We start from the raw sequence: 17,666 nt of genomic DNA, 5'->3' as shown, positions 1-17,666 counted from the left end.
CCATGGAGCCCACACCAGCAGGACCCCATCCCGGCCATCGTCCCGTGCCGCCCCGGCCGACGCGTCCCGTCACTGACTCCGATCTGCCCTTCGCCCTGCGGGTCGCCGCGTCGTGGTCCTGGCGCATCGCCATCGTCCTCGTGGTGGGCTGGGCCGTCGCGTGGGGGCTCGCGCAGCTGAGCTTCCTCGTGATCCCCGTGCTCGTCGCGGCGCTGCTCGCGGGGCTGCTGAACCCGGTCGTGGCGTGGCTGCGACGTGCCCGCGTGCCGAAGGGGCTGGCGGTCGCGGTGACGGAGCTGGGCTTCATCGCCGTCGTCGCGGGGCTCCTGACCCTCGTGGGGCGCCAGATCTCCTCGGGCTTCGCGCAGCTGTGGGGGGAGGCGCTTCAGGGCCTGGCTGAGGTCCAGAAGTGGCTCGCTGAGGGGCCGCTCCAGCTCACGTCCTCCCAGCTCGAGACGTACATCAAGGACGCCCAGAACCTCCTGGAGACCAACCAGAGCACGCTCCTCAACGGCGTCCTGAGCGTGAGCTCCTCAGCAGGGCACTTCATCACAGGTGCCCTCATCGCGCTCTTCGTCCTCGTCTTCTTCCTCCTCGAGGGCGAGCGCATCTGGACCTTCCTCGTGGGACTCCTTCCCCGGCAGGCGCGCCCGGCGGCGGACGGGGCTGGCCGGAGGGGCTGGACCTCACTCGTGAGCTACGTGCGCGTCCAGGTCTTCGTGGCCGCGGTCGATGCGGTGGGCATCGGTGTGGGCGCCGCGGTCCTCGGCGTCCCGCTGGCACTGCCGCTGGGCATCCTCGTGTTCGTGGCCTCGTTCGTGCCCGTGGTCGGCGCCCTCCTCAGCGGCGCGGTCGCCGTCCTGCTCGCGCTCGTGGCAAACGGCCTCGTCAACGCCCTGATCATGCTCATCATCGTCGTGGCCGTCCAGCAGCTCGAGTCGCACGTGCTCCAGCCCCTCGTGATGGGCCGAGCCGTCGCGCTCCACCCGGTGGCCGTCATCCTCGCCGTCGCGGCCGGCTCCTACATCGCCGGCATCGCGGGAGCGCTGTTCGCTGTGCCGACCCTGGCCGTCACGAACTCGGCGGTTCGGTACATCGCGGCCCGATCGTGGGAGAACTCGTGGGAAACTGGAAGGGCACCGGCCCAGCCGGACGAGGCCGGGCTGGCCCCGGAATCCCCTGAAGCCCTCTAGGAGCACTGAGAATGACTGCCCTCTCGACACTCGCTGTGACGCTCGACGACGTTCTTGCCGCACAGGAGCTGCTCGAGGGCATTAGCGCCAGGACGCCCATCGAGCAGTCCCGGGCCCTGGGACAGACCGTGGGCGGCGAGGTCTACTTCAAGTGCGAGAACCTCCAGCGCGCCGGCTCGTTCAAGGTCCGCGGTGCCTACGTGCGCATGGCGCGGCTGTCCGAGGAGGAGAAGCGCCGCGGCGTGGTCGCCGCGTCGGCAGGCAACCACGCCCAGGGCGTGGCCTCGGCCGCGAAGCGGCTCGGCATCCGCGCCCGGATCTACATGCCGCTCGGCGTCGCGCTGCCAAAGCTCCAGGCCACCCGCAGCCACGGGGCGGAGGTCGTGCTGCACGGCCACAACGTGGACGAGGCCCTCGCCGAGGCGAAGCGCTATGCGGACGAGACCGGCGCGGTGTTCGTGCACCCGTTCGACAACGCAGACGTCGTGGCCGGCCAGGGCACGATCGGCCTCGAGATCCTCGAGCAGGTCCCCGAGGTGGACACGGTCATCATGGGCGTCGGCGGCGGCGGCCTCCTGGCCGGGGTCACGGTCGCCGTGAAGGCGAAGGCGGCCGAGCTGGGCCGCGACATCCGCGTCATCGGCGTCCAGGCCGAGAACGCCGCGGCGTACCCGCCCTCGCTCGCGGCGGACGCCGTCGTGCCGCTGCCGAAGGTCGCCACGATGGCCGACGGCATCGCGGTGGGCCTGCCCGGCCAGATCCCCTTCAGCATCATCCGCGAGCTCGTCGACGACGTGGTGACTGTGAGCGAGGACTCCCTCGCCCGCGCCCTCATCTTCCTGCTCGAGCGGGCTAAGCTCGTCGTGGAGCCCGCCGGCGCGGTCGGGGTCGCGGCCCTGCTGGACGGCAAGCTCGCCGAACTCGGGATCGATGCACGCAAGACCGTCGTGATCCTCTCGGGCGGCAACATCGACCCGATGCTCATGCTCAAGGTCATCCAGCGCGGCCTCTCCGCGGCTGGCCGCTTCCTGACGGTGCGCATGATGCTCGACGACCGCCCCGGCTCCCTCGCCACGATCTCCCGCATCATCGCCGAGAACGACGCCAACGTCACGGGTGTGGACCACACGCGGGTCGGAGGCTCGATTGCCATGGGCGACGTGGCGATCACGATCGACATGGAGACGAAGGGCCACGAGCACTCGGACCAGGTGCTGCGCGCCCTGCGCGCCGAAGGCTTCCAGCCCATCGTCATCCACGTCTGAGGCCGCCCGCCATGCGTGCGCCGGGGTCAAGGAACGAGCTCGCGGGGCGCGCGCGGGCCGGGCTCGCGACCATGACGGCCGTCACGGTGGTGCTGTACGTGGTCCAGCTCGTCAACATGGCCACGCTCGGCCTCCTGTCCCGCACGTTGGGAATTCGTCCACGGGACGTCGGCAACCTGCCGGACATCCTCACCTCGCCCCTCGTGCACGACTCCGCAGGCTGGGGCCACCTCCTGGCGAACACGCTTCCGCTCTTCATCTTCGGATTTCTGGCGTTCCTCGCCGGGCTGAGGCAGTTCCTCACGGCCGTTGCCCTCTCGTGGCTGGCCTCCGGAATCGGGGTCTGGCTCTTCGGCGGGAGCCTGCTCGGCTACCCCTCGGTGACGGTCGGGGCGTCCGGGGTGATCTTCGGCCTGTTCGGCTTCCTCCTGGTCCGGGGCTTCCTGAACCGCAGCTGGTGGCAGATCCTGCTCGCGCTCGTCTTGTTCGGGGTCTATGGGAGCGTGCTGTTCGGGGCGCTCCCGACGGTGGGAAGGGGCATCTCGTGGCAGGCCCACCTCTTCGGGCTCGCGGGAGGAGTCGTCGCGGCGGTCCTGCTGAGGCCGCGCGGTCGGCTCGCGCAGTAGCCAGCAGCGCACTCGCGCAGTAGCCGGCAGCGCAGTAGCCACATGCGCAGCCAGACGCACGACGGCGCCGCGCACCTCGTGAGGTGGGCGGCGCCGTCGTGCGTTGTGCTGTTCTCTCAGCCGTTGTACGGGGTGGCCGAGATGATCTCGACCGGGATCTCCTTGCCGTTGGGCGCGGTGTAGGCGAGCTTGTCGCCCTGCTTGTGGCCCACGATCGCGGAGCCCAGCGGGGACTTCTCGCTGAAGATGTCGATGTCGGTGCCGGCGTCCGCGATCTCGCGGGAGCCGAGCAGGAAGCGCTCTTCCTCGCCGGCGATCTTCGCCACGACGAGCATGCCGGGCTCGACGACGCCGTCGTCCGCGGGCTTCTCGCCCACCTGGGCGTTGCGGAGCAGGTCGGTGAGCTGGCGGATGCGGGCCTCGATCTTGCCCTGCTCCTCCTTGGCGGCGTGGTACCCGCCGTTCTCCTTCAGATCGCCCTCCTGCCGGGCGGCCTCGATCTTCTCGACGATCTCATGACGGCCGGGGCCCGAGAGGTGGTCCAGCTCAGCCTTGAGGCGGTCGTACGCCTCCTGCGTGAGCCAAGCGCCGCCCTGATGGGTCGTGGTGGACATGTGGTCTCCTCGTCAACGTCTTACATGCAAAGACCCCGCCTGCGGTTCTGCGCGTGCCCATGAGGCGCGATGCCTCGGGAGCGCTTTCTGGACCACCGGCGGGGCAATGGGTATTAGAACATTCTAATGAACGAGGGGACCGATCCCAAGTCGGATGCCCTCCGGGCGCGGCGTGTCGCGGTCAGGAGGCCTTCAGCCAGCAGGAGTCCACGACCCCCGAGACCGCAGCGCTCTCCGTCCGGAGAGGCACCCGCTGCAGGGATGTGGCCGTGCCCGACCCGTTGGCGTCCGGGCCGATCTCGACCTCCTTGAACCCGACGACGGCGAAGTCCTGCGAGAGGGCATGCACGGCGCAGACGGCCGTCGCGGAGGCGTCCTTGGTGACCTGGAAGTCGATCTCGGCATGCCACGGGTCCGGCGTGGAGAAGCCCACGTCCTTGGACTGCACACCCGAGCGCGCGTTCGAGACGTAGGTCAGCCATCCGGCGACCGCGACCGCAACGACCAGCGCCGCGACGACGAGGAGACGTGCCGTCCGCTTCGCCAGGCGCGGTCGGGCGGCGCCGTAGCGCGCGGCGAGGGCGGGAGAGTCAGTCACGCGTCTATTCTAGGAGGCGTGCCTGAGAACCCTTCCGCCCTGCGACTCCTCGCCGTGCACGCCCACCCCGACGACGAGTCGAGCAAGGGCGCGCCGATGATGGCCAAGTACCTGGCGGAAGGGCACGAGGTGATGGTAGTCTCGTGCACCGACGGATCCCGGGGCGACATCCAGAATCCCCACATCCTCGATGCCCCGCATCCGAAGCGGGACATGGCCGGAGCACGCCGTCTCGAGATGGCTGCAGCGCAGGAGGTCCTGGGAGTCCAGCACCGCTGGCTCGGGTTCACCGACTCGGGGCTGCCGGAAGGGGATCCGCTCCCGCCACTGCCCTGGGGCTCATTCGCCACGCTGCCCATCGAGGAGGCCACTGCGCCCCTCGTGCGCCTGATGCGCGAGTTCCGCCCCCACGTCGTGGTGGCCTACGACGAGAACGGCGGCTACCCCCACCCAGACCACATCATGGCGCACCGGGTGGGCGTTGAGGCCTACCGGGCAGCGGGCGACCCCGCCGCGTATCCCGACGCAGGCGAGCCCTGGAAGCCCTCGAAGCTCTATTACGACGTCTCGTTCAACCCCGAGAAGACGCGCCGGATCCACGACGCGCTCGAGGCTGCGGGCCTGGCCTCGCCCTTCGCCGAGTGGATTGCCCGCGCGAGCGAGAACGACGCCGAAGGCCACCGGCCGTGGACCTCCCGCCACCCGGTGACCACCCAGATCGAATGCGCCGAGTATTTCGACGTCCGCGACCGCGCCCTCCTTGCTCACGCGACCCAGATCGATCCTGACGGCTGGTTCTTCGCGGTCCCCCTGGCCCTGAGGCAGCGCGAATGGCCCTGGGACGACTTCTCGCTCATCGACTCCAGCGTGGGCCGGCCCGCCGAGGGCGACGTGGAGCGGGACCTCTTCGCCGGGCTCCGGTAGCGCGCTGAGGGGCTCCGTGGCCCCGGTAGGATAGTCCGGTGCAGAGTTTCCTCGTTGCCCTTGCCCAGACGCCCGCGCCCTCGCCTGAGGGAACGCTGCGACCTGGCCTCAGCGAGGACATGATCACGCCCGGGACCTGGGGCTTCATTGCGACGGCCTTCGTCGTCATCCTCACGATGCTGCTGATCGTCGACATGGTGCGGCGCCTGCGGCGTATCCGGTACCGCGCCCAGGTCGAGGAGACCCGCGCCGAGCAGGACGACGCGGGCCTGGGAGCCCCCGACGAGGCACCCTCCGAAGGCTCCGGCGCTCACGACGCCGCTGCCGAGGAGACGGCGCGCGAGGACCACCACCACGGGACAGGCAACGGCCGCAAGTAAGGGCGCCGCCCCTCTGAGGCAGCCGCAAGAAGGTGAGCCAGAAGTGCCGGCGCCAGAAGTGCCGGCGCTGCGCTGGGCCGGCCCGTGCCTGAGCTGATCAGTGCGTCGGCTGGCGCGGTCTCGGGACGCTGAGGCTTCCGTAGCGCTCCATCCGGTGCCACCGCAGGTGCAGTCCCGCGAGCGCCGTGAAAACGGACTGGATGACCACCAGGTACATGAGCTGCCGGTACACGACCTGCTGCAGCGGCAGGGCCCAGAGCGGACCGAGCCGCTCCTTGTCGAGCCTGAAGGCATAGGCGGCCATGGCCAGCTGGGCGCCCATGAACGCGAGCCACAGCAGGGCAATCCTCCACGGGTCGAGGAAGAACAGGCCGTATACGGCGAAGACGTCCACGATCGGGGCGAAGAGCGGCAGGAGCACCTGCAGCACGAGAAGGTACCCGAGCCCGCGCCGGCCGAGCTTGCCCGCCTGTCCGCCCTGCACGACTGCGCCCCGGTGCTTCCACATGGCCTGCAGCGTCCCGTAGCACCACCGGTAGCGCTGCTTCCACAGGGCGCCCAGGGTCGCAGGGGCCTCTGTCCAGGCCCTCGCGTCGTCCTGGTAGACGACCCGCCACCCGGCGCGGCAGAGCGCCATGGTGAGGTCCGTATCCTCGGCGAGCGTGTCATTGCTGACTCCGCCCACGCGCAGGAGTGCATCGCGGCGGAACGCGCCGATCGCCCCCGGCACCGTGGGCATGCACTCGGCGAGGTCGAACAGGCGGCGGTCGAGGTTGAAGCCGACGACGTACTCGATGTGCTGCCAGGCACCGAGGATGCCACCGCGGTTGGCGACCTTCGTGTTCCCCGACACGGCGCCGACCCGGGGGTCCGCGAGGGGCTGGATGAGCGCGTGGACGGTCCCCGGCTCGAACACGGTGTCGCCGTCGACCATGACGACGATCTCGCACGACGCCGCGCGGAGGCCCGCGTTGAGCGCCGAGGGCTTCCCGCCGTTCTCCTTGCGGATCACGACGACGCCCGGGAGGGCGAGCGCCTCGACGATGTCCGCGGTGCCGTCCGTGGAGCCGTCGTCCACCACGATGACCTCGACGGGATGTGTGGACGCCGCGATCGAGGTGACCGCGGCCTCGATCCCGGCCGCCTCGTTGTAGGCGGGGACGATGACGGTGACGCGCTCGGTCACCTCGGCCCGGAGGGGCACGTCCCGGCGACGCCGGGCCCTCCGCGCGAGCCGGTGGTGGCGTGAGGCGACGGCGACGACGAGGACGCCGCGCGCCAGCGTGACGACGCCGCTCGCCGCGAGCAGCCACCCGATGGCCTCCACGACGGCCCCGCTGACCTGCATGCCCCACACGAAGGCTGTCCCGACGAGCCGCTCGGATGGGGGAGCCGGGCGCATGCTCGTGATGCCGAGCGCGTCGCCGACGGTGGTGACCCGGTAGCCCTGGCCCTCCGAGCGCGTGAGCGTGGCGTCCAGTGCGGCGACGGTCTCGCTCCGGTCGCCGCCGCCGTCGTGCATGAGCAGGACCTGCCCCTGGGTGCCCTGCGGGACGAGGTTCTTCTCGATCGCATCAGCACCGGGACGGGACCAGTCGCGGCTGTCCACGGTGCTGAGCACGGTCAGGTAGCCCTCTCCCGCAGTGGCCTTGATCGAGGTCCACTCGCCGGAGGTGACCGCGGCGTTCTCGGAGCTGTACGGCGGGCGCAGGAGGGTCGCCGTCTGTCCGGTGATGCCCGAGAGTGCGCGTTGGACGCCCTCGACCTCGAGGTTGCGGCGCCACTCGGGGACGGTGCCCAGGTCCACGTGGCTGAGCGTGTGCAGGCCGATCTCATGCCCCTCGGCGACTACCCGGCGCACGAGATCGGGATGGTCGAGCGCGGCGGTGCCGACCATGAAGAAGGTCGCGTGCACGTGGTGGGCCTTGAGGACGTCCAGGATCTTCGGCGTCCAGACGGGGTCGGGCCCGTCGTCGAACGTCAGCGCGAGCGTGCGCTCGGGCGGGCGGGCGGTGCGCACGGTCGCGGACCGGGCGTCGATGACGGGACCGCCGTTTAGGACGGCTGGAGGCACGCCGTCTGCGCTGCCGGACGTGGCCACCGAGTCGTCGCCGATCCCGGCCAGGTGCTGGGTGTACCCCTGCACGCCGAGGGCCAGCGCGAGCGCGGCCAGGAAGGCCGCGAGGATCACCCAGTGGGCCCTGACGCTCCCGGACCGGGCTTTGGTCCGCTTCGCCGTCACGGGCGCGTGGTGGGGGTCGCGCGGCGGGTCTGGCCCGGGGCGGTGGCGTTGCCGTTCACCGGCGCGGCGGCGGTCGCAGGCGCTGGTGCGGCCGCCGTGGGCGCCGGCGCGGCCGGTGCAACGGCCGGCGCCGTACCGGCTGGCTGAGCGGGTGCGGCCGGGGCTGCGGCGCCCGGTGCGGGTGCTGCGGGGTCCTGTGCACGAGCTGCCACTTCGGCGACGCTGGCCGGGGCTGCCGTCGGGATTACCGCGGGGGTGGGACCCCCTTCCCCGCCGGACGCCGGAGGCGGAACGGGTGCCGCGGTGTGCCGCGACATGTCGGGGAGGGACGGGGCGGCTGCATTCGGCCCGTCGCTCAGGAGCGCCACGCCGACGGCCACGAGATAGGCCGCCACCACCAGCAGGGTCACAGCCCCGAGGAGCCGCATCATGCGCAGCTTCCCGCCGGAGGCGTCGACGAAGACGGGGCGTGCGTCATTCCGTCGCAGCGCGCGCCGACTGGGAGTACTCGTGGGAGGAGAAGCCATCGGTAGCCCATTCTAGGACGTCCTGTCGCCATCGGCCTGCCAAAGGGGCAGACTCGTGGGCATGGAGAACCGCCTCGCCGGGCAGGCCTCGGCCTACCTGCGCCAGCATGCAGGCAACCCCGTCCACTGGCAGCCCTACGGGCCGGAGGCGTTCGAGGAGGCCGCGCGCCGAGACGTGCCGCTCTTCGTCTCGATTGGCTACGCGGCGTGTCATTGGTGCCACGTCATGGCCCATGAGTCCTTCGAGGACGAGGCGACGGCCGAGGCACTCAACGCACGGTTCGTGAGCGTCAAGGTGGACCGCGAGGAACGGCCGGACGTGGACTCCGCGTACATGGCCGCGTGCCAGGCGATGACGGGCCAGGGCGGCTGGCCCCTGAGCATCTTTGCCCTCCCGGATGGCCGCGCCTTCTACGCCGGGACGTACTTCCCTCCCGCTCCGCGCCCGGGCCAGCCGAGCTTCCGGCAGATCCTCGACGCCGTCGACGAGGCGTGGCGGGACCGCCGGCCGGCCGTCGAGCGGCAGGCAGCTGCTCTGGCCGAAGCGCTCGGCGGGCTCTTCTCGGACCAGCTGCTGCGCGTCGGCCCCGGAGACGGGCACGACGCCGGCGCCCTCGCGGAGGTGACCGGCGGCGCCGTCGTGCGTCTGGCACAGACAGAGGACCGGGACCACGGCGGGTTCGGCGGGGCGCCGAAGTTCCCGCCCTCACCCGTCGTCGAGTTCCTCATCCGGCACGCCGCCGGGAGCGCCGACACCGCTGGCGAAGCGCAGGGGCTCGCGGGCCGAACCCTTGCGGCGATGTGCCGCTCGGCGGTCTTCGACCTGCTGGGCGGCGGCTTCGCCCGGTACTCCGTCACGGCCGACTGGTCAGTGCCGCACTACGAGAAGATGCTCTACGACAACGCGCAGCTGCTGCGGGTGCTCGCCCACTGGGTGCGGCTCGGCGGATCGCCCGAATTCGACGCGCAGGAGGCGCGCGAGGCCGCGTCCCTCACCGCCGACTGGCTCATGCGCGAGCTCGGCCTTCCGGGCGGAGGCTTCGCGTCCTCGCTCGACGCGGACTCCGAGCGCGGCGGCCGCCACGTGGAGGGCGGCTACTACGTGTGGACCCGGGCCGAGCTCGCCCACGCGCTGGGGAGCAGCGGCGGCACGCCGACGGATACCACGCACGACGCCGCACGCCTGGTCTCCGCGTTCGGCCTCCGCGGGGGCGAGCATACGGGCTCCGCGGGACCTCTGCATGGCGGCCCCGAGCTGGGCCCAGACGAGCGGGCCCTCCTCGCGAAGCACCGTCCCGCGCTGCTCGACGCGAGGGCCCTGAGGAAGGCGCCGGCCCGCGACGACAAGGTGGTGGCGGGATGGAACGGCCTGGCCGTCGCAGCGCTCGCGGACGCGTCCACGGCCCTCCTCCGGCCCGAGCTGCTCGACGCCGCCAAGAGCGCCGCGGCACTCCTGCAGGACGTGCACTGGGACGGGCGCACGCTCCGGCGGGTCTCGCATGAGGGAGCCGCCGCGGGGATCGAGGGCATGCTCGCCGACTACGCCGGATGCGCGGAGGGGGCCTTCGCCCTTTACGCGGCGACGGGGGAGCCGCGGTGGTTCGCGTGGGCCGAAGACCTGCTCGGCGCTGCTCGCGCACGCTTCGTCGCGGACGGGCTGCTGTCCGACGAGGCGGTCGAATCCGACGGGCCAGCTGGATCCGGAGGCAGCCCACAGCAGCACGGTTCCGCGGACTCCGCCCCCCGCACGCCCCCGGCGCCCGGGGTGCGGGCCGCGCTGGCCGGCTCCCGCAGCCTCGACCCCCACGATGCCGAGCAGCCCAGCGGCGCTTCCCTCCTCGCCGGCGCGATGCTCACCCACGCCGCGTACACCGGCTCGGCCGACTCCCGCGCGGTGGCTGAATCGATCCTCGAAGCACTGCCAGTCCTGGTGGGGCAGGGCCCTCGCTCCGCAGGCTGGCTGCTTGCGGTGGCAGAGGCGGCCCTCGCCGGGCCGCTCGAGGTGGCCGTGGTCGGCCCGTTCGAGGGGGAGAGGGGCAGCCAGACGAGGACCCTGCACGGCCAGGCCCTGCTCGCCGCCAGTCCGGGTCTCGTCGTGGCGCTCGGGAGCCCGAGCCGCGGCGCCGGGGAAGCGGACGGCGCCGGGGAAGCGGACGGCGGGCGGCCCGGCGTCGTGCGCGTCGCCGTGCCGCTGCTCGAGGGCCGCCCAGCCGCGGCTGACGGCGGCCCGCTCGCCTACGTGTGCCGCAACTTCACGTGCCAGCTGCCGGTGGGCACGCCCGAGGAGCTGCGCGAGCAGCTCGAGGCGTCAGGCCGCTGAGACGGGCGGCATCCCGAGCACGGCGAGCATGATCGCGATGAAGTGCACCGCGAATGCCGCGACCGTGAACGCGTGGAAGAACTCGTGGAAGCCGAAGTGCCGGTAGGAGAAGTTGGGCCGGCGGATGCCGTAGAAGACGGCCCCGGCGATGTAGAGGGCGCCGCCGATGCAGATGAGGATCGCAGCGGGAACGCTCGCGGCGAAGAACTCGGGCAGGAACAGCAGCGCGGCGCAGCCGAGCACCACATAGATGGGCACGTAGAGCCACCGCGGGGCGCCGACCCAGAGCGTGCGGAAGGCGACGCCGGCGAGGGCACCGGCCCAGATGAGCGTCAGGAGCAGCACCGCCGTCGGGCGCGGGAGGAGCACCCAGGAGAGGGGCGTGTAGGTGCCGGCGATCACGAGCATGATGTTCGTGTGGTCGAGCCGCTTGAGCGTCGCCTTGACGCGGGGGGTCCAGTTGCCGCGGTGGTAGACGGCGCTCACCGAGAACAGCAGGAGGCCGGTGAGGGCATAGACGGCGCTCGCAAGCTTCCGGTCGGCGCCGGGGGCCAGCACCACCAGGACAATCCCCGCCGCCAAGGCGAGGGGAGCGGCCGCGGCATGGATCCATCCACGCCACGACGGCTTGATGGACAGGAGTTCTGCACGCATGACGACGGACTGCTGCATACGCTCCATTCTAACTTACCTCTCGGTAGGTTACTGAGCGGTAGCCTTCGGAGGCGCTGCGGTAGCCTAGAGGGGCAGCAGCGGATTCGACGGGCAGGAGGGGCATGGAACTGCCCGGTTTCCTCTATGGCTTCTACGAGCGCCGGCTCCAGCGCTCGCTGAGCCCGGCGAGCATCCCGAGGCACGTCGGCGTCATGGTGGACGGCAACCGCCGCTGGGCGAGGCAGTTCAACGCACCCACCAGCCAGGGCCATCGCGCCGGGGCGGACAAGATCCACGAGTTCCTCGGCTGGTGCCGTGAGCTCGGCGTCCGCGTCGTGACGCTGTACATGCTCTCCACGGACAACCTGAGCCGATCGACGGAGGAGCTCTCCGAGCTGACCGAGATCATCGCCGATACGCTCGACCGCCTCGACAGCGACCCCAACGTCTCTGTCCACGCGATGGGCGCACCGGAGATCCTCCCCGACCACCTCGCGGAGCGGCTCGCACGCCTCACCCACAAGCCCAGCCCGTCGGAGCCGCTCCACGTCAACGTCGCCGTCGGCTACGGCGGCCGCCGCGAGATCGTCGACGCCGTCCGCAACCTCCTCCGTGACGCTCTGGCCCGCGGTGAGGACATCGCCGCCCTCGCCGAGCGCCTCGACGTGGACGACATCTCCCGCTTCCTCTACACCGCCGGCCAGCCGGACCCGGACCTCGTGATCCGCACGTCCGGCGAGCAGCGGCTCTCCGGCTTCCTGATGTGGCAGAGCGCGTACAGCGAGTTCTACTTCTGCGAGGCCCTGTGGCCCGCCTTCCGCAAGGTCGACTTCCTGCGGGCGCTGCGCGACTACGCGGGCCGGCAGCGCCGCTTCGGCGCGTAGCCGAAGGGTCGCGCGCACGACGGCGGGCGGTGACGGAGGATGCTGTGGCAGCTCCGGAGGAGCGGAGATCAGGAGCCGGAGGGCTTTGGGCCGTCGAAGCCGACGTGCGCGCGCAGGAGCACTGCATAGCGTGCCGCGTCGGCGCGTTCGAGGAAGGTCACGAGCCGGCGGTGGTCCGAGAGGAACCGGGCAAGGTCAGCCTGCCCCGAGAGCACCACTGCACGGGTGATCCGCTCGAGCCGCGGCCGGATCTGCCCGTAGAAGGCCTCCACGAGGGCGTTGCCTGAGGCTGCGGCGATCCTCGCATGGAAGGCGTGGTCGGCAGCGGCGAAGCCGAGGGCGTCCCCTCTGCGCAATGCCTGGGCCTGCGCCGAGAGCAGCGGGTCCAGGTCCGCGGCAGCTGCCGCCTCCGAGCCTGAGGCGGCGCACGCCCGTACCGACTCCGACTCGAGCATGATGCGGGCCTCGAGAAGCTCATGCGTGGTCCGGGCATCCTCGGCGGTCACCACGGCGCCCTGGTGCGGGCGGAGCCGCAGGAGGCCCTCCGCGGCGAGCCGGAGGAACGCCTTGTGGACCGGTGTGCGGCTCATCGCGAGCTCGGCGGACTGACTGCCCTCGGTGAGCACGGCGCCCGGAGCGAGGCTGCCGGAGATGATCCGCGCGGCCAGGGCACCATGGGCCAGGTCTGCGGCGCTGTGGGCGGGCTGTAGGGCTGGCGGACCGAAGCTCATAGCGTCTTCATTTACCGGACACTCCCCTCGATGTCACCGTGCCGTCATGTGACCCGGCGTACATTGGCCGCATCGGAGGCATTCGCCCCCGATGCGGGGAGGCCGAATATGGACGTTGCGTCACAGCAGCTCCAGGGAGGCCGGTCCGGCCTCACGGCCGAGCCGGACGGAACTGGAGCAAGCCGGGGGATACGCCCGGGGGCTGGAGTCGACGTGACGACCAACGACGTGACGACCGGGGCGGGCGCCGCCCAGCAGGACTCAGCGCAGCACGCGGAGCAGCGCATGACCTACGTCCTGGACACGTCCGTGCTGCTGTCAGATCCGCGGGCCCTCCTGCGCTTCGCCGAGCACGAGGTGGTGATCCCCGTCGTCGTGATCACCGAGCTCGAGGGCAAACGCCACGACCCCGAGCTCGGGTACTTCGCCCGCAAGGCCCTGCGGCTCCTCGATGACCTGCGCATCCAGCACGGCAGCCTCAACAGTCCAGTCCCGCTCGAGACGGACGGCGGCGGGGTGGGCGGCACGCTGATCGTTGAACTCAACCACATCTCGGCCGATGTCCTGCCCGCGGGGTTCCGCAGCGGGGACAACGACGCGCGCATTCTCGCCGTCGCCCAGAACATGGCCAACGAGGGCCGCTCGGTGGTGCTCGTCTCGAAGGACCTCCCCCTGCGGGTCAAGGCCTCCGCCATGGGCCTGGCCGCCGATGAGTACCGCAATGAGCAGATCGTCGATTCGGGATGGACCGGCGTGGCCGAGGTGGACACCACCGAGGAGCAGGTGGCCACGCTCTACGGGCACGAGCCGGCCTTCATCCCCGAAGCGGCGGAGATGCCCGTCAACACGGGCCTCGTGATCCTGTCCCCGCGCGGCTCGGCGCTGGGCCGCGTCGGGGCGGACAAGCAGGTCAGGCTCGTGAGGGGGGACCGCGAGGTGTTCGGTCTGCACGGCAGATCTGCGGAGCAGCGGCTCGCGATAGACCTGCTGATGGATCCGGCCGTGGGCATCGTCTCGCTCGGCGGCAAGGCTGGCACCGGCAAGTCCGCGCTCGCGCTGTGCGCGGGCCTCGAAGCCGTCATGGAGAGGCGCGAGCACAAGAAGGTCGTCGTGTTCCGGCCGCTGTTCGCGGTGGGCGGGCAGGAGCTCGGCTACCTCCCCGGGTCCGAGGCCGAGAAGATGAACCCGTGGGGCCAGGCGGTCTTCGACACGCTTGGCGCGCTCGTGAGCAAGGACGTCCTGGACCACGTGATGGATGCCGGCCTGATCGAGGTCCTGCCGCTCACGCACATCCGCGGCCGCTCGTTGCACGACTCGTTCGTGATCGTGGACGAGGCGCAGTCCCTCGAGAAGAACGTCCTGCTCACGGTCATGAGCCGCATGGGCCAGAACTCGAAGATCGTCCTCACCCATGACGTCGCCCAGCGCGACAACCTCCGCGTGGGCCGCCACGATGGGATCGCCGCCGTGGTCGAGACGCTCAAGGGGCACCCCCTGTTCGGGCATGTCACCCTCACGCGCTCGGAGCGTTCGCCGATCGCGGCGCTCGTCACCGAGCTGCTCGAGGGGGCCGAGATCTAGGCGGTCCCGAGGAAGGCTGCCGCGGCGTCGTGTCCCTCGACGCGCAGCTCCCACTCGGGCCGCCTGAATGACTCGCGGGGGAGCCGGAACCGCAGTTCGCGTTCGACGACGCCGGGGCGCGGCGAGCGCCTCGCCTCGCCGTTGGGCCGGTACCCCAGTTTCCGGCTCACCCCGAGCGAGGGTGCGTTCCAGTCCCACGCGCTCGTGGTGGCGACCTCCGCGCCGAGGTGGTCGAAGACCCACACGAGTGCCGCCGCCCGCATCTCGGTGCCGAGCCCGCGGCCCTGGGCGTCACGGCGCAGCCATGATGCTGTGCTGACCGTCCTGAGGTCGCGGAAGCCCGTGGCGACCACGTCCTGCGCCCCGAGGAACGCGCCGTCGTGCGTGAAGATCCCGAACATGACCACCCAGTCCTCGGGCTGGCTGCGGAGCCAGCACTCCCAGATCAGGCCGCCCGTCACGTCGGATAGGGTCCAAGGGTGACCCATCGCCTTCCGGAGCTCTGGCAGAGCAGCCCGATCGCCTTCTGGCTCGTCGTGGCATGCCTGTGCTACTTCGTGTGGATGGCCGCCCGGCTAGCAGTCATCGACATCCGGAGCCACCTCCTGCCGAACCGGATCGTGCTCCCCAGCTACTGGACCGCCGTGCCGCTCACCGTGGCGGCGGCGATCGCTGCCGGAGGGTTCGACCTGGGTGCGGCACTCCGGGTGCTCGGCGGGGGCGCCGTGCTGTGGCTTGCGTACTTTGTGCTCCGGGTGATCTACCCCGCAGGAATGGGCTTCGGGGACGTCAAGCTGGCGGGCGTGCTGGGGCTGTACTTGGGGTTCCTGAGCTGGAGCCATCTGTTCTGGGCCACTGCCGCCGCGTTCCTTCTGGGGGGCCTGTTCGGGGTGGCACTCATCGTGAGCCGCCGGGGCACGGCGAAGTCCGCGATCCCGTTCGGCCCCTTCATGCTGGCCGGCGCGGTGCTCGCGCTCGCCCTCCCCGCCTGATCCGTTGAGGGGTCACGTCCCCGTTGAGGGGTCACCTCCCTGTTGAGGGGTCACGTCCACGAAATGGGAGCGCCGCTCCGGGTCCTGCGCCCACTCGATGGCGCGGCGGTGGAGCGGCGGAAGGTCAGGAAGCTCGTCCGGGGAGAACCACGCGACCTCGAGGTTCTCGTCATCAGCGACCCGCGCCTCGCCCCCTACGTAGGTGCACGCCATGACGACGTCCAGGTACTGCGCGTGGTCTCCGTTGGGATACACCATCGGAGCCGTCACACCGACGCCGGCGAGGTGGGTCACTATGACGTCCACCCCCGTCTCCTCCAGCACCTCGCGCACCGCCGTGGCAGCGGGCTCCTCGCCGGGCTCCATGATCCCGGCCGGCACCGTCCATCGTCCGTTGTCGGCACGCCGCACGAGGAGGAGGCAGCCGGCGTCATCCGTCACCACCGCCTTGACCCCCGGGAGCCACAGCGGGTGGACCCCGACCTTCTCGCGCAGGGTCAGGATGAAATCGGGAGTGGGCATGAACTCAGCTTAGGGCGGCACCCACAGAGCGAGAACGACGGCGGCCGCCGCCTCGTGCGGGAGGCGACGGCCGGCGTCGTGCGTACCAAGGTGACCCCTCAAGCGGGAAGTGACCCCTCAAGCGGGAAGTGACCCCCCAAGCGGTCGGGGGAGGCCTACTTGTTGGAGCCCGTCATCGTGGTGACGTCGAGGACCTTGTCCAGATCGGCCTCGGAGACCTTGCCCTCGCCCTCGCCGACGAAGCCGAGCGCCACGGTCGCCTCCCGGATGGTGAGGCCCTCCTTGACGGCCTTCTTCGCGATGGCAGCGGCGTTCTCGTAGCCGATGAACTTGTTCAGCGGCGTCACGATCGAGGGGGAGGCCTCGGCGAGGAAGCGCGCCCGCTCCACATTGGCGGTGATGCCGTCGACCATCTTGTCCGCCATGACGCGGGCCGTGTTCGACAGGAGGCGGATCGACTCGAGCAGGTTGGCGGCCATGACCGGGATGCCCACGTTGAGCTCGAAGGCCCCATTGGTGGAGGAGAGCGCGATCGTGGTGTCGTTGCCGATCACCTGGGCGGCGACCATGATCGCGGCCTCGCAGATCACGGGATTGACCTTGCCCGGCATGATTGAGGAGCCCGGCTGGAGGTCCGGGAGGGCGATCTCGCCGAGGCCCGTGTTGGGGCCCGAGCCCATCCAGCGCAGGTCGTTGGCGATCTTCATGATCGAGTAGGCGATGTTGCGCAGCTGGCCCGAGGCCTCGATGAGGCCGTCGCGGTTCGCCTGCGCCTCGAAGTGGTTGCGCGCCTCGGTGATCGGCAGCGCGGTGTCCTCGGCGAGGAGCTCGATGACCCGCTGCGGGAAGCCCGCCGGGGTGTTGATACCCGTGCCGACCGCGGTGCCGCCGAGCGGGACCTCTGCGACGCGGGGGAGCGAGGCCTCGATGCGCTCGATCCCGTAGCGGACCTGCGCCTCGTACCCGCCGAACTCCTGGCCGAGCGTGACCGGCGTGGCGTCCATGAGGTGAGTTCGGCCGGACTTCACGACGTCCTTGAACTCGTCGGCCTTGCGGCTGAAGGACGCGGCGAGGTAGGTCAGTGCCGGGATGAGGTCGTTCAGGAGCGCGTTGGTGGCAGCCACGTGAACGGACGTCGGGAAGACGTCGTTCGAGGACTGCGAGGCGTTCACATGGTCGTTCGGGTGCACGACCTTGTCGCTGCCCGCGTCCTTCAGGGCGCGCGTGGCGAGCTCGGCGAGGACCTCGTTCATGTTCATGTTGCTCGAGGTGCCCGAGCCGGTCTGGAAGACGTCGATCGGGAAGTGCTCGTCGAACTCGCCCGAGGCGACGCGGTCAGCGGCGTCGGCGATCGCATCCGCGAGATCACCGTCGATCACGCCGAGGTCCTCGTTGGCGCGCGCGGCGGCCTTCTTGACGCGCGCGAGAGCCTCGATGTGCTTGCGCTCGAGCGTCTTGCCCGAGATCGGGAAGTTCTCGACGGCGCGCTGCGTCTGGGCACGGTAGAGGGCGGATGCGGGGACGCGCACCTCGCCCATCGTGTCGTGCTCGATCCGGTATTCCGTGGCAGGGGCCTGCACTGCAGAGTCAGTCATGGCTCCCAGATTAGACCC

Annotated in this window: 18 protein-coding genes; 9 read left to right on the top strand and 9 right to left on the bottom strand. The window is 70.9% G+C overall.

The genetic code is table 11. The features are described 5' to 3' along the window. Positions 1-2: 2 nt before the first annotated feature. The 3 genes from IE231_RS08220 to IE231_RS08210 are packed head-to-tail and all read left to right on the top strand — an operon-like array spanning position 3 to position 3,084. Positions 3-1,193, top strand: coding sequence for an AI-2E family transporter (locus IE231_RS08220; protein WP_189693455.1), 1,191 nt, complete (start codon positions 3-5; stop codon positions 1,191-1,193). Positions 1,194-1,204: 11 nt separating this feature from the next. Further along, positions 1,205-2,458: a threonine ammonia-lyase gene (gene ilvA / locus IE231_RS08215; protein WP_189693454.1), complete on the top strand. Its 1,254-nt coding sequence runs from the start codon at positions 1,205-1,207 to the stop codon at positions 2,456-2,458. Between the two features lie 11 nt (positions 2,459-2,469). Continuing rightward, positions 2,470-3,084: a rhomboid family intramembrane serine protease gene (locus tag IE231_RS08210; RefSeq protein WP_189693453.1), complete on the top strand. Its 615-nt coding sequence runs from the start codon at positions 2,470-2,472 to the stop codon at positions 3,082-3,084. Between the two features lie 116 nt (positions 3,085-3,200). On the opposite strand, the gene greA is transcribed toward IE231_RS08210, so the two are convergent. Beyond that, on the bottom strand, positions 3,201-3,698 hold the full coding sequence (gene greA, locus IE231_RS08205) for a transcription elongation factor GreA (protein WP_189693452.1): 498 nt from the start codon (positions 3,696-3,698) through the stop codon (positions 3,201-3,203). 181 nt (positions 3,699-3,879) lie between these two features. Further along, positions 3,880-4,296 (bottom strand): DUF4307 domain-containing protein, encoded by a 417-nt coding sequence (locus IE231_RS08200; protein WP_189693451.1) that lies wholly within the window; start codon positions 4,294-4,296, stop codon positions 3,880-3,882. 18 nt (positions 4,297-4,314) lie between these two features. Here IE231_RS08200 and mca point away from each other — a divergent pair, with 18 nt between their 5' ends. After that, positions 4,315-5,220: a mycothiol conjugate amidase Mca gene (gene mca, locus IE231_RS08195; RefSeq protein ID WP_189693450.1), complete on the top strand. Its 906-nt coding sequence runs from the start codon at positions 4,315-4,317 to the stop codon at positions 5,218-5,220. A gap of 38 nt (positions 5,221-5,258) precedes the next feature. Continuing rightward, positions 5,259-5,600 (top strand): hypothetical protein, encoded by a 342-nt coding sequence (locus IE231_RS08190; protein WP_189693449.1) that lies wholly within the window; start codon positions 5,259-5,261, stop codon positions 5,598-5,600. A 97-nt stretch (positions 5,601-5,697) separates the two neighbouring features. On the opposite strand, the gene IE231_RS08185 is transcribed toward IE231_RS08190, so the two are convergent. Next, entirely contained in the window at positions 5,698-7,842 is a 2,145-nt protein-coding gene (locus IE231_RS08185) for a bifunctional polysaccharide deacetylase/glycosyltransferase family 2 protein (protein ID WP_189693448.1), read from the bottom strand. Next, positions 7,839-8,369, bottom strand: coding sequence for a hypothetical protein (locus IE231_RS08180; RefSeq protein ID WP_189693447.1), 531 nt, complete (start codon positions 8,367-8,369; stop codon positions 7,839-7,841). Before IE231_RS08180 ends, IE231_RS08185 begins: the two co-directional genes overlap by 4 nt. A gap of 61 nt (positions 8,370-8,430) precedes the next feature. Between IE231_RS08180 and IE231_RS08175 the strand changes: the two genes are divergently transcribed. Beyond that, positions 8,431-10,689 carry a thioredoxin domain-containing protein gene (locus IE231_RS08175; RefSeq protein WP_189693446.1) on the top strand — a complete coding sequence of 753 codons (2,259 nt, stop codon included), beginning with the start codon at positions 8,431-8,433 and terminating at the stop codon, positions 10,687-10,689. Here IE231_RS08175 and trhA read toward each other — a convergent pair. Beyond that, on the bottom strand, positions 10,678-11,361 hold the full coding sequence (gene trhA, locus IE231_RS08170) for a PAQR family membrane homeostasis protein TrhA (protein WP_189693445.1): 684 nt from the start codon (positions 11,359-11,361) through the stop codon (positions 10,678-10,680). The genes IE231_RS08175 and trhA overlap by 12 nt on opposite strands. A 104-nt stretch (positions 11,362-11,465) precedes the next feature. On the opposite strand from trhA, the gene IE231_RS08165 reads away from it, so the two are divergent. Continuing rightward, positions 11,466-12,227, top strand: coding sequence for an isoprenyl transferase (locus IE231_RS08165; RefSeq protein WP_189693444.1), 762 nt, complete (start codon positions 11,466-11,468; stop codon positions 12,225-12,227). 68 nt (positions 12,228-12,295) lie between these two features. Here the strand turns inward: IE231_RS08165 and IE231_RS08160 are convergent, their stop codons facing one another. Next, the gene (locus tag IE231_RS08160; RefSeq protein WP_189693443.1) at positions 12,296-12,958 is read right to left on the bottom strand and encodes a GntR family transcriptional regulator; all 663 of its coding nucleotides are present in this window, start codon (positions 12,956-12,958) and stop codon (positions 12,296-12,298) included. Positions 12,959-13,243: 285 nt separating this feature from the next. Between IE231_RS08160 and phoH2 the strand changes: the two genes are divergently transcribed. Beyond that, positions 13,244-14,539, top strand: coding sequence for an RNA 5'-3' helicase PhoH2 (gene phoH2 / locus IE231_RS08155; protein WP_189693595.1), 1,296 nt, complete (start codon positions 13,244-13,246; stop codon positions 14,537-14,539). Here phoH2 and IE231_RS08150 read toward each other — a convergent pair. Further along, positions 14,536-15,000, bottom strand: coding sequence for a GNAT family N-acetyltransferase (locus IE231_RS08150; RefSeq protein WP_229866587.1), 465 nt, complete (start codon positions 14,998-15,000; stop codon positions 14,536-14,538). The genes phoH2 and IE231_RS08150 overlap by 4 nt on opposite strands. Before the next feature lie 18 nt (positions 15,001-15,018). On the opposite strand from IE231_RS08150, the gene IE231_RS08145 reads away from it, so the two are divergent. Continuing rightward, positions 15,019-15,531, top strand: a complete 513-nt coding sequence (locus IE231_RS08145; RefSeq protein WP_189693441.1) for a prepilin peptidase — start codon at positions 15,019-15,021, stop codon at positions 15,529-15,531. Positions 15,532-15,543: 12 nt separating this feature from the next. Here IE231_RS08145 and IE231_RS08140 read toward each other — a convergent pair whose 3' ends face one another. Together IE231_RS08140 and IE231_RS08135 are read right to left on the bottom strand one after the other, a co-directional pair. Further along, positions 15,544-16,053, bottom strand: a complete 510-nt coding sequence (locus IE231_RS08140; RefSeq protein ID WP_189693440.1) for an NUDIX hydrolase — start codon at positions 16,051-16,053, stop codon at positions 15,544-15,546. A 155-nt stretch (positions 16,054-16,208) separates the two neighbouring features. Further along, entirely contained in the window at positions 16,209-17,648 is a 1,440-nt protein-coding gene (locus IE231_RS08135) for a class II fumarate hydratase (protein WP_189693439.1), read from the bottom strand. Between the last annotated feature and the right edge of the window lie 18 nt (positions 17,649-17,666).

This window comes from Sinomonas cellulolyticus, assembly GCF_014656475.1.
Taxonomy (GTDB): Bacteria; Actinomycetota; Actinomycetes; order Actinomycetales; family Micrococcaceae; genus Sinomonas; species Sinomonas cellulolyticus.
Note: the sequence above shows the minus strand (reverse complement) of the source record. Positions and strands in the feature narration are given on the sequence as shown.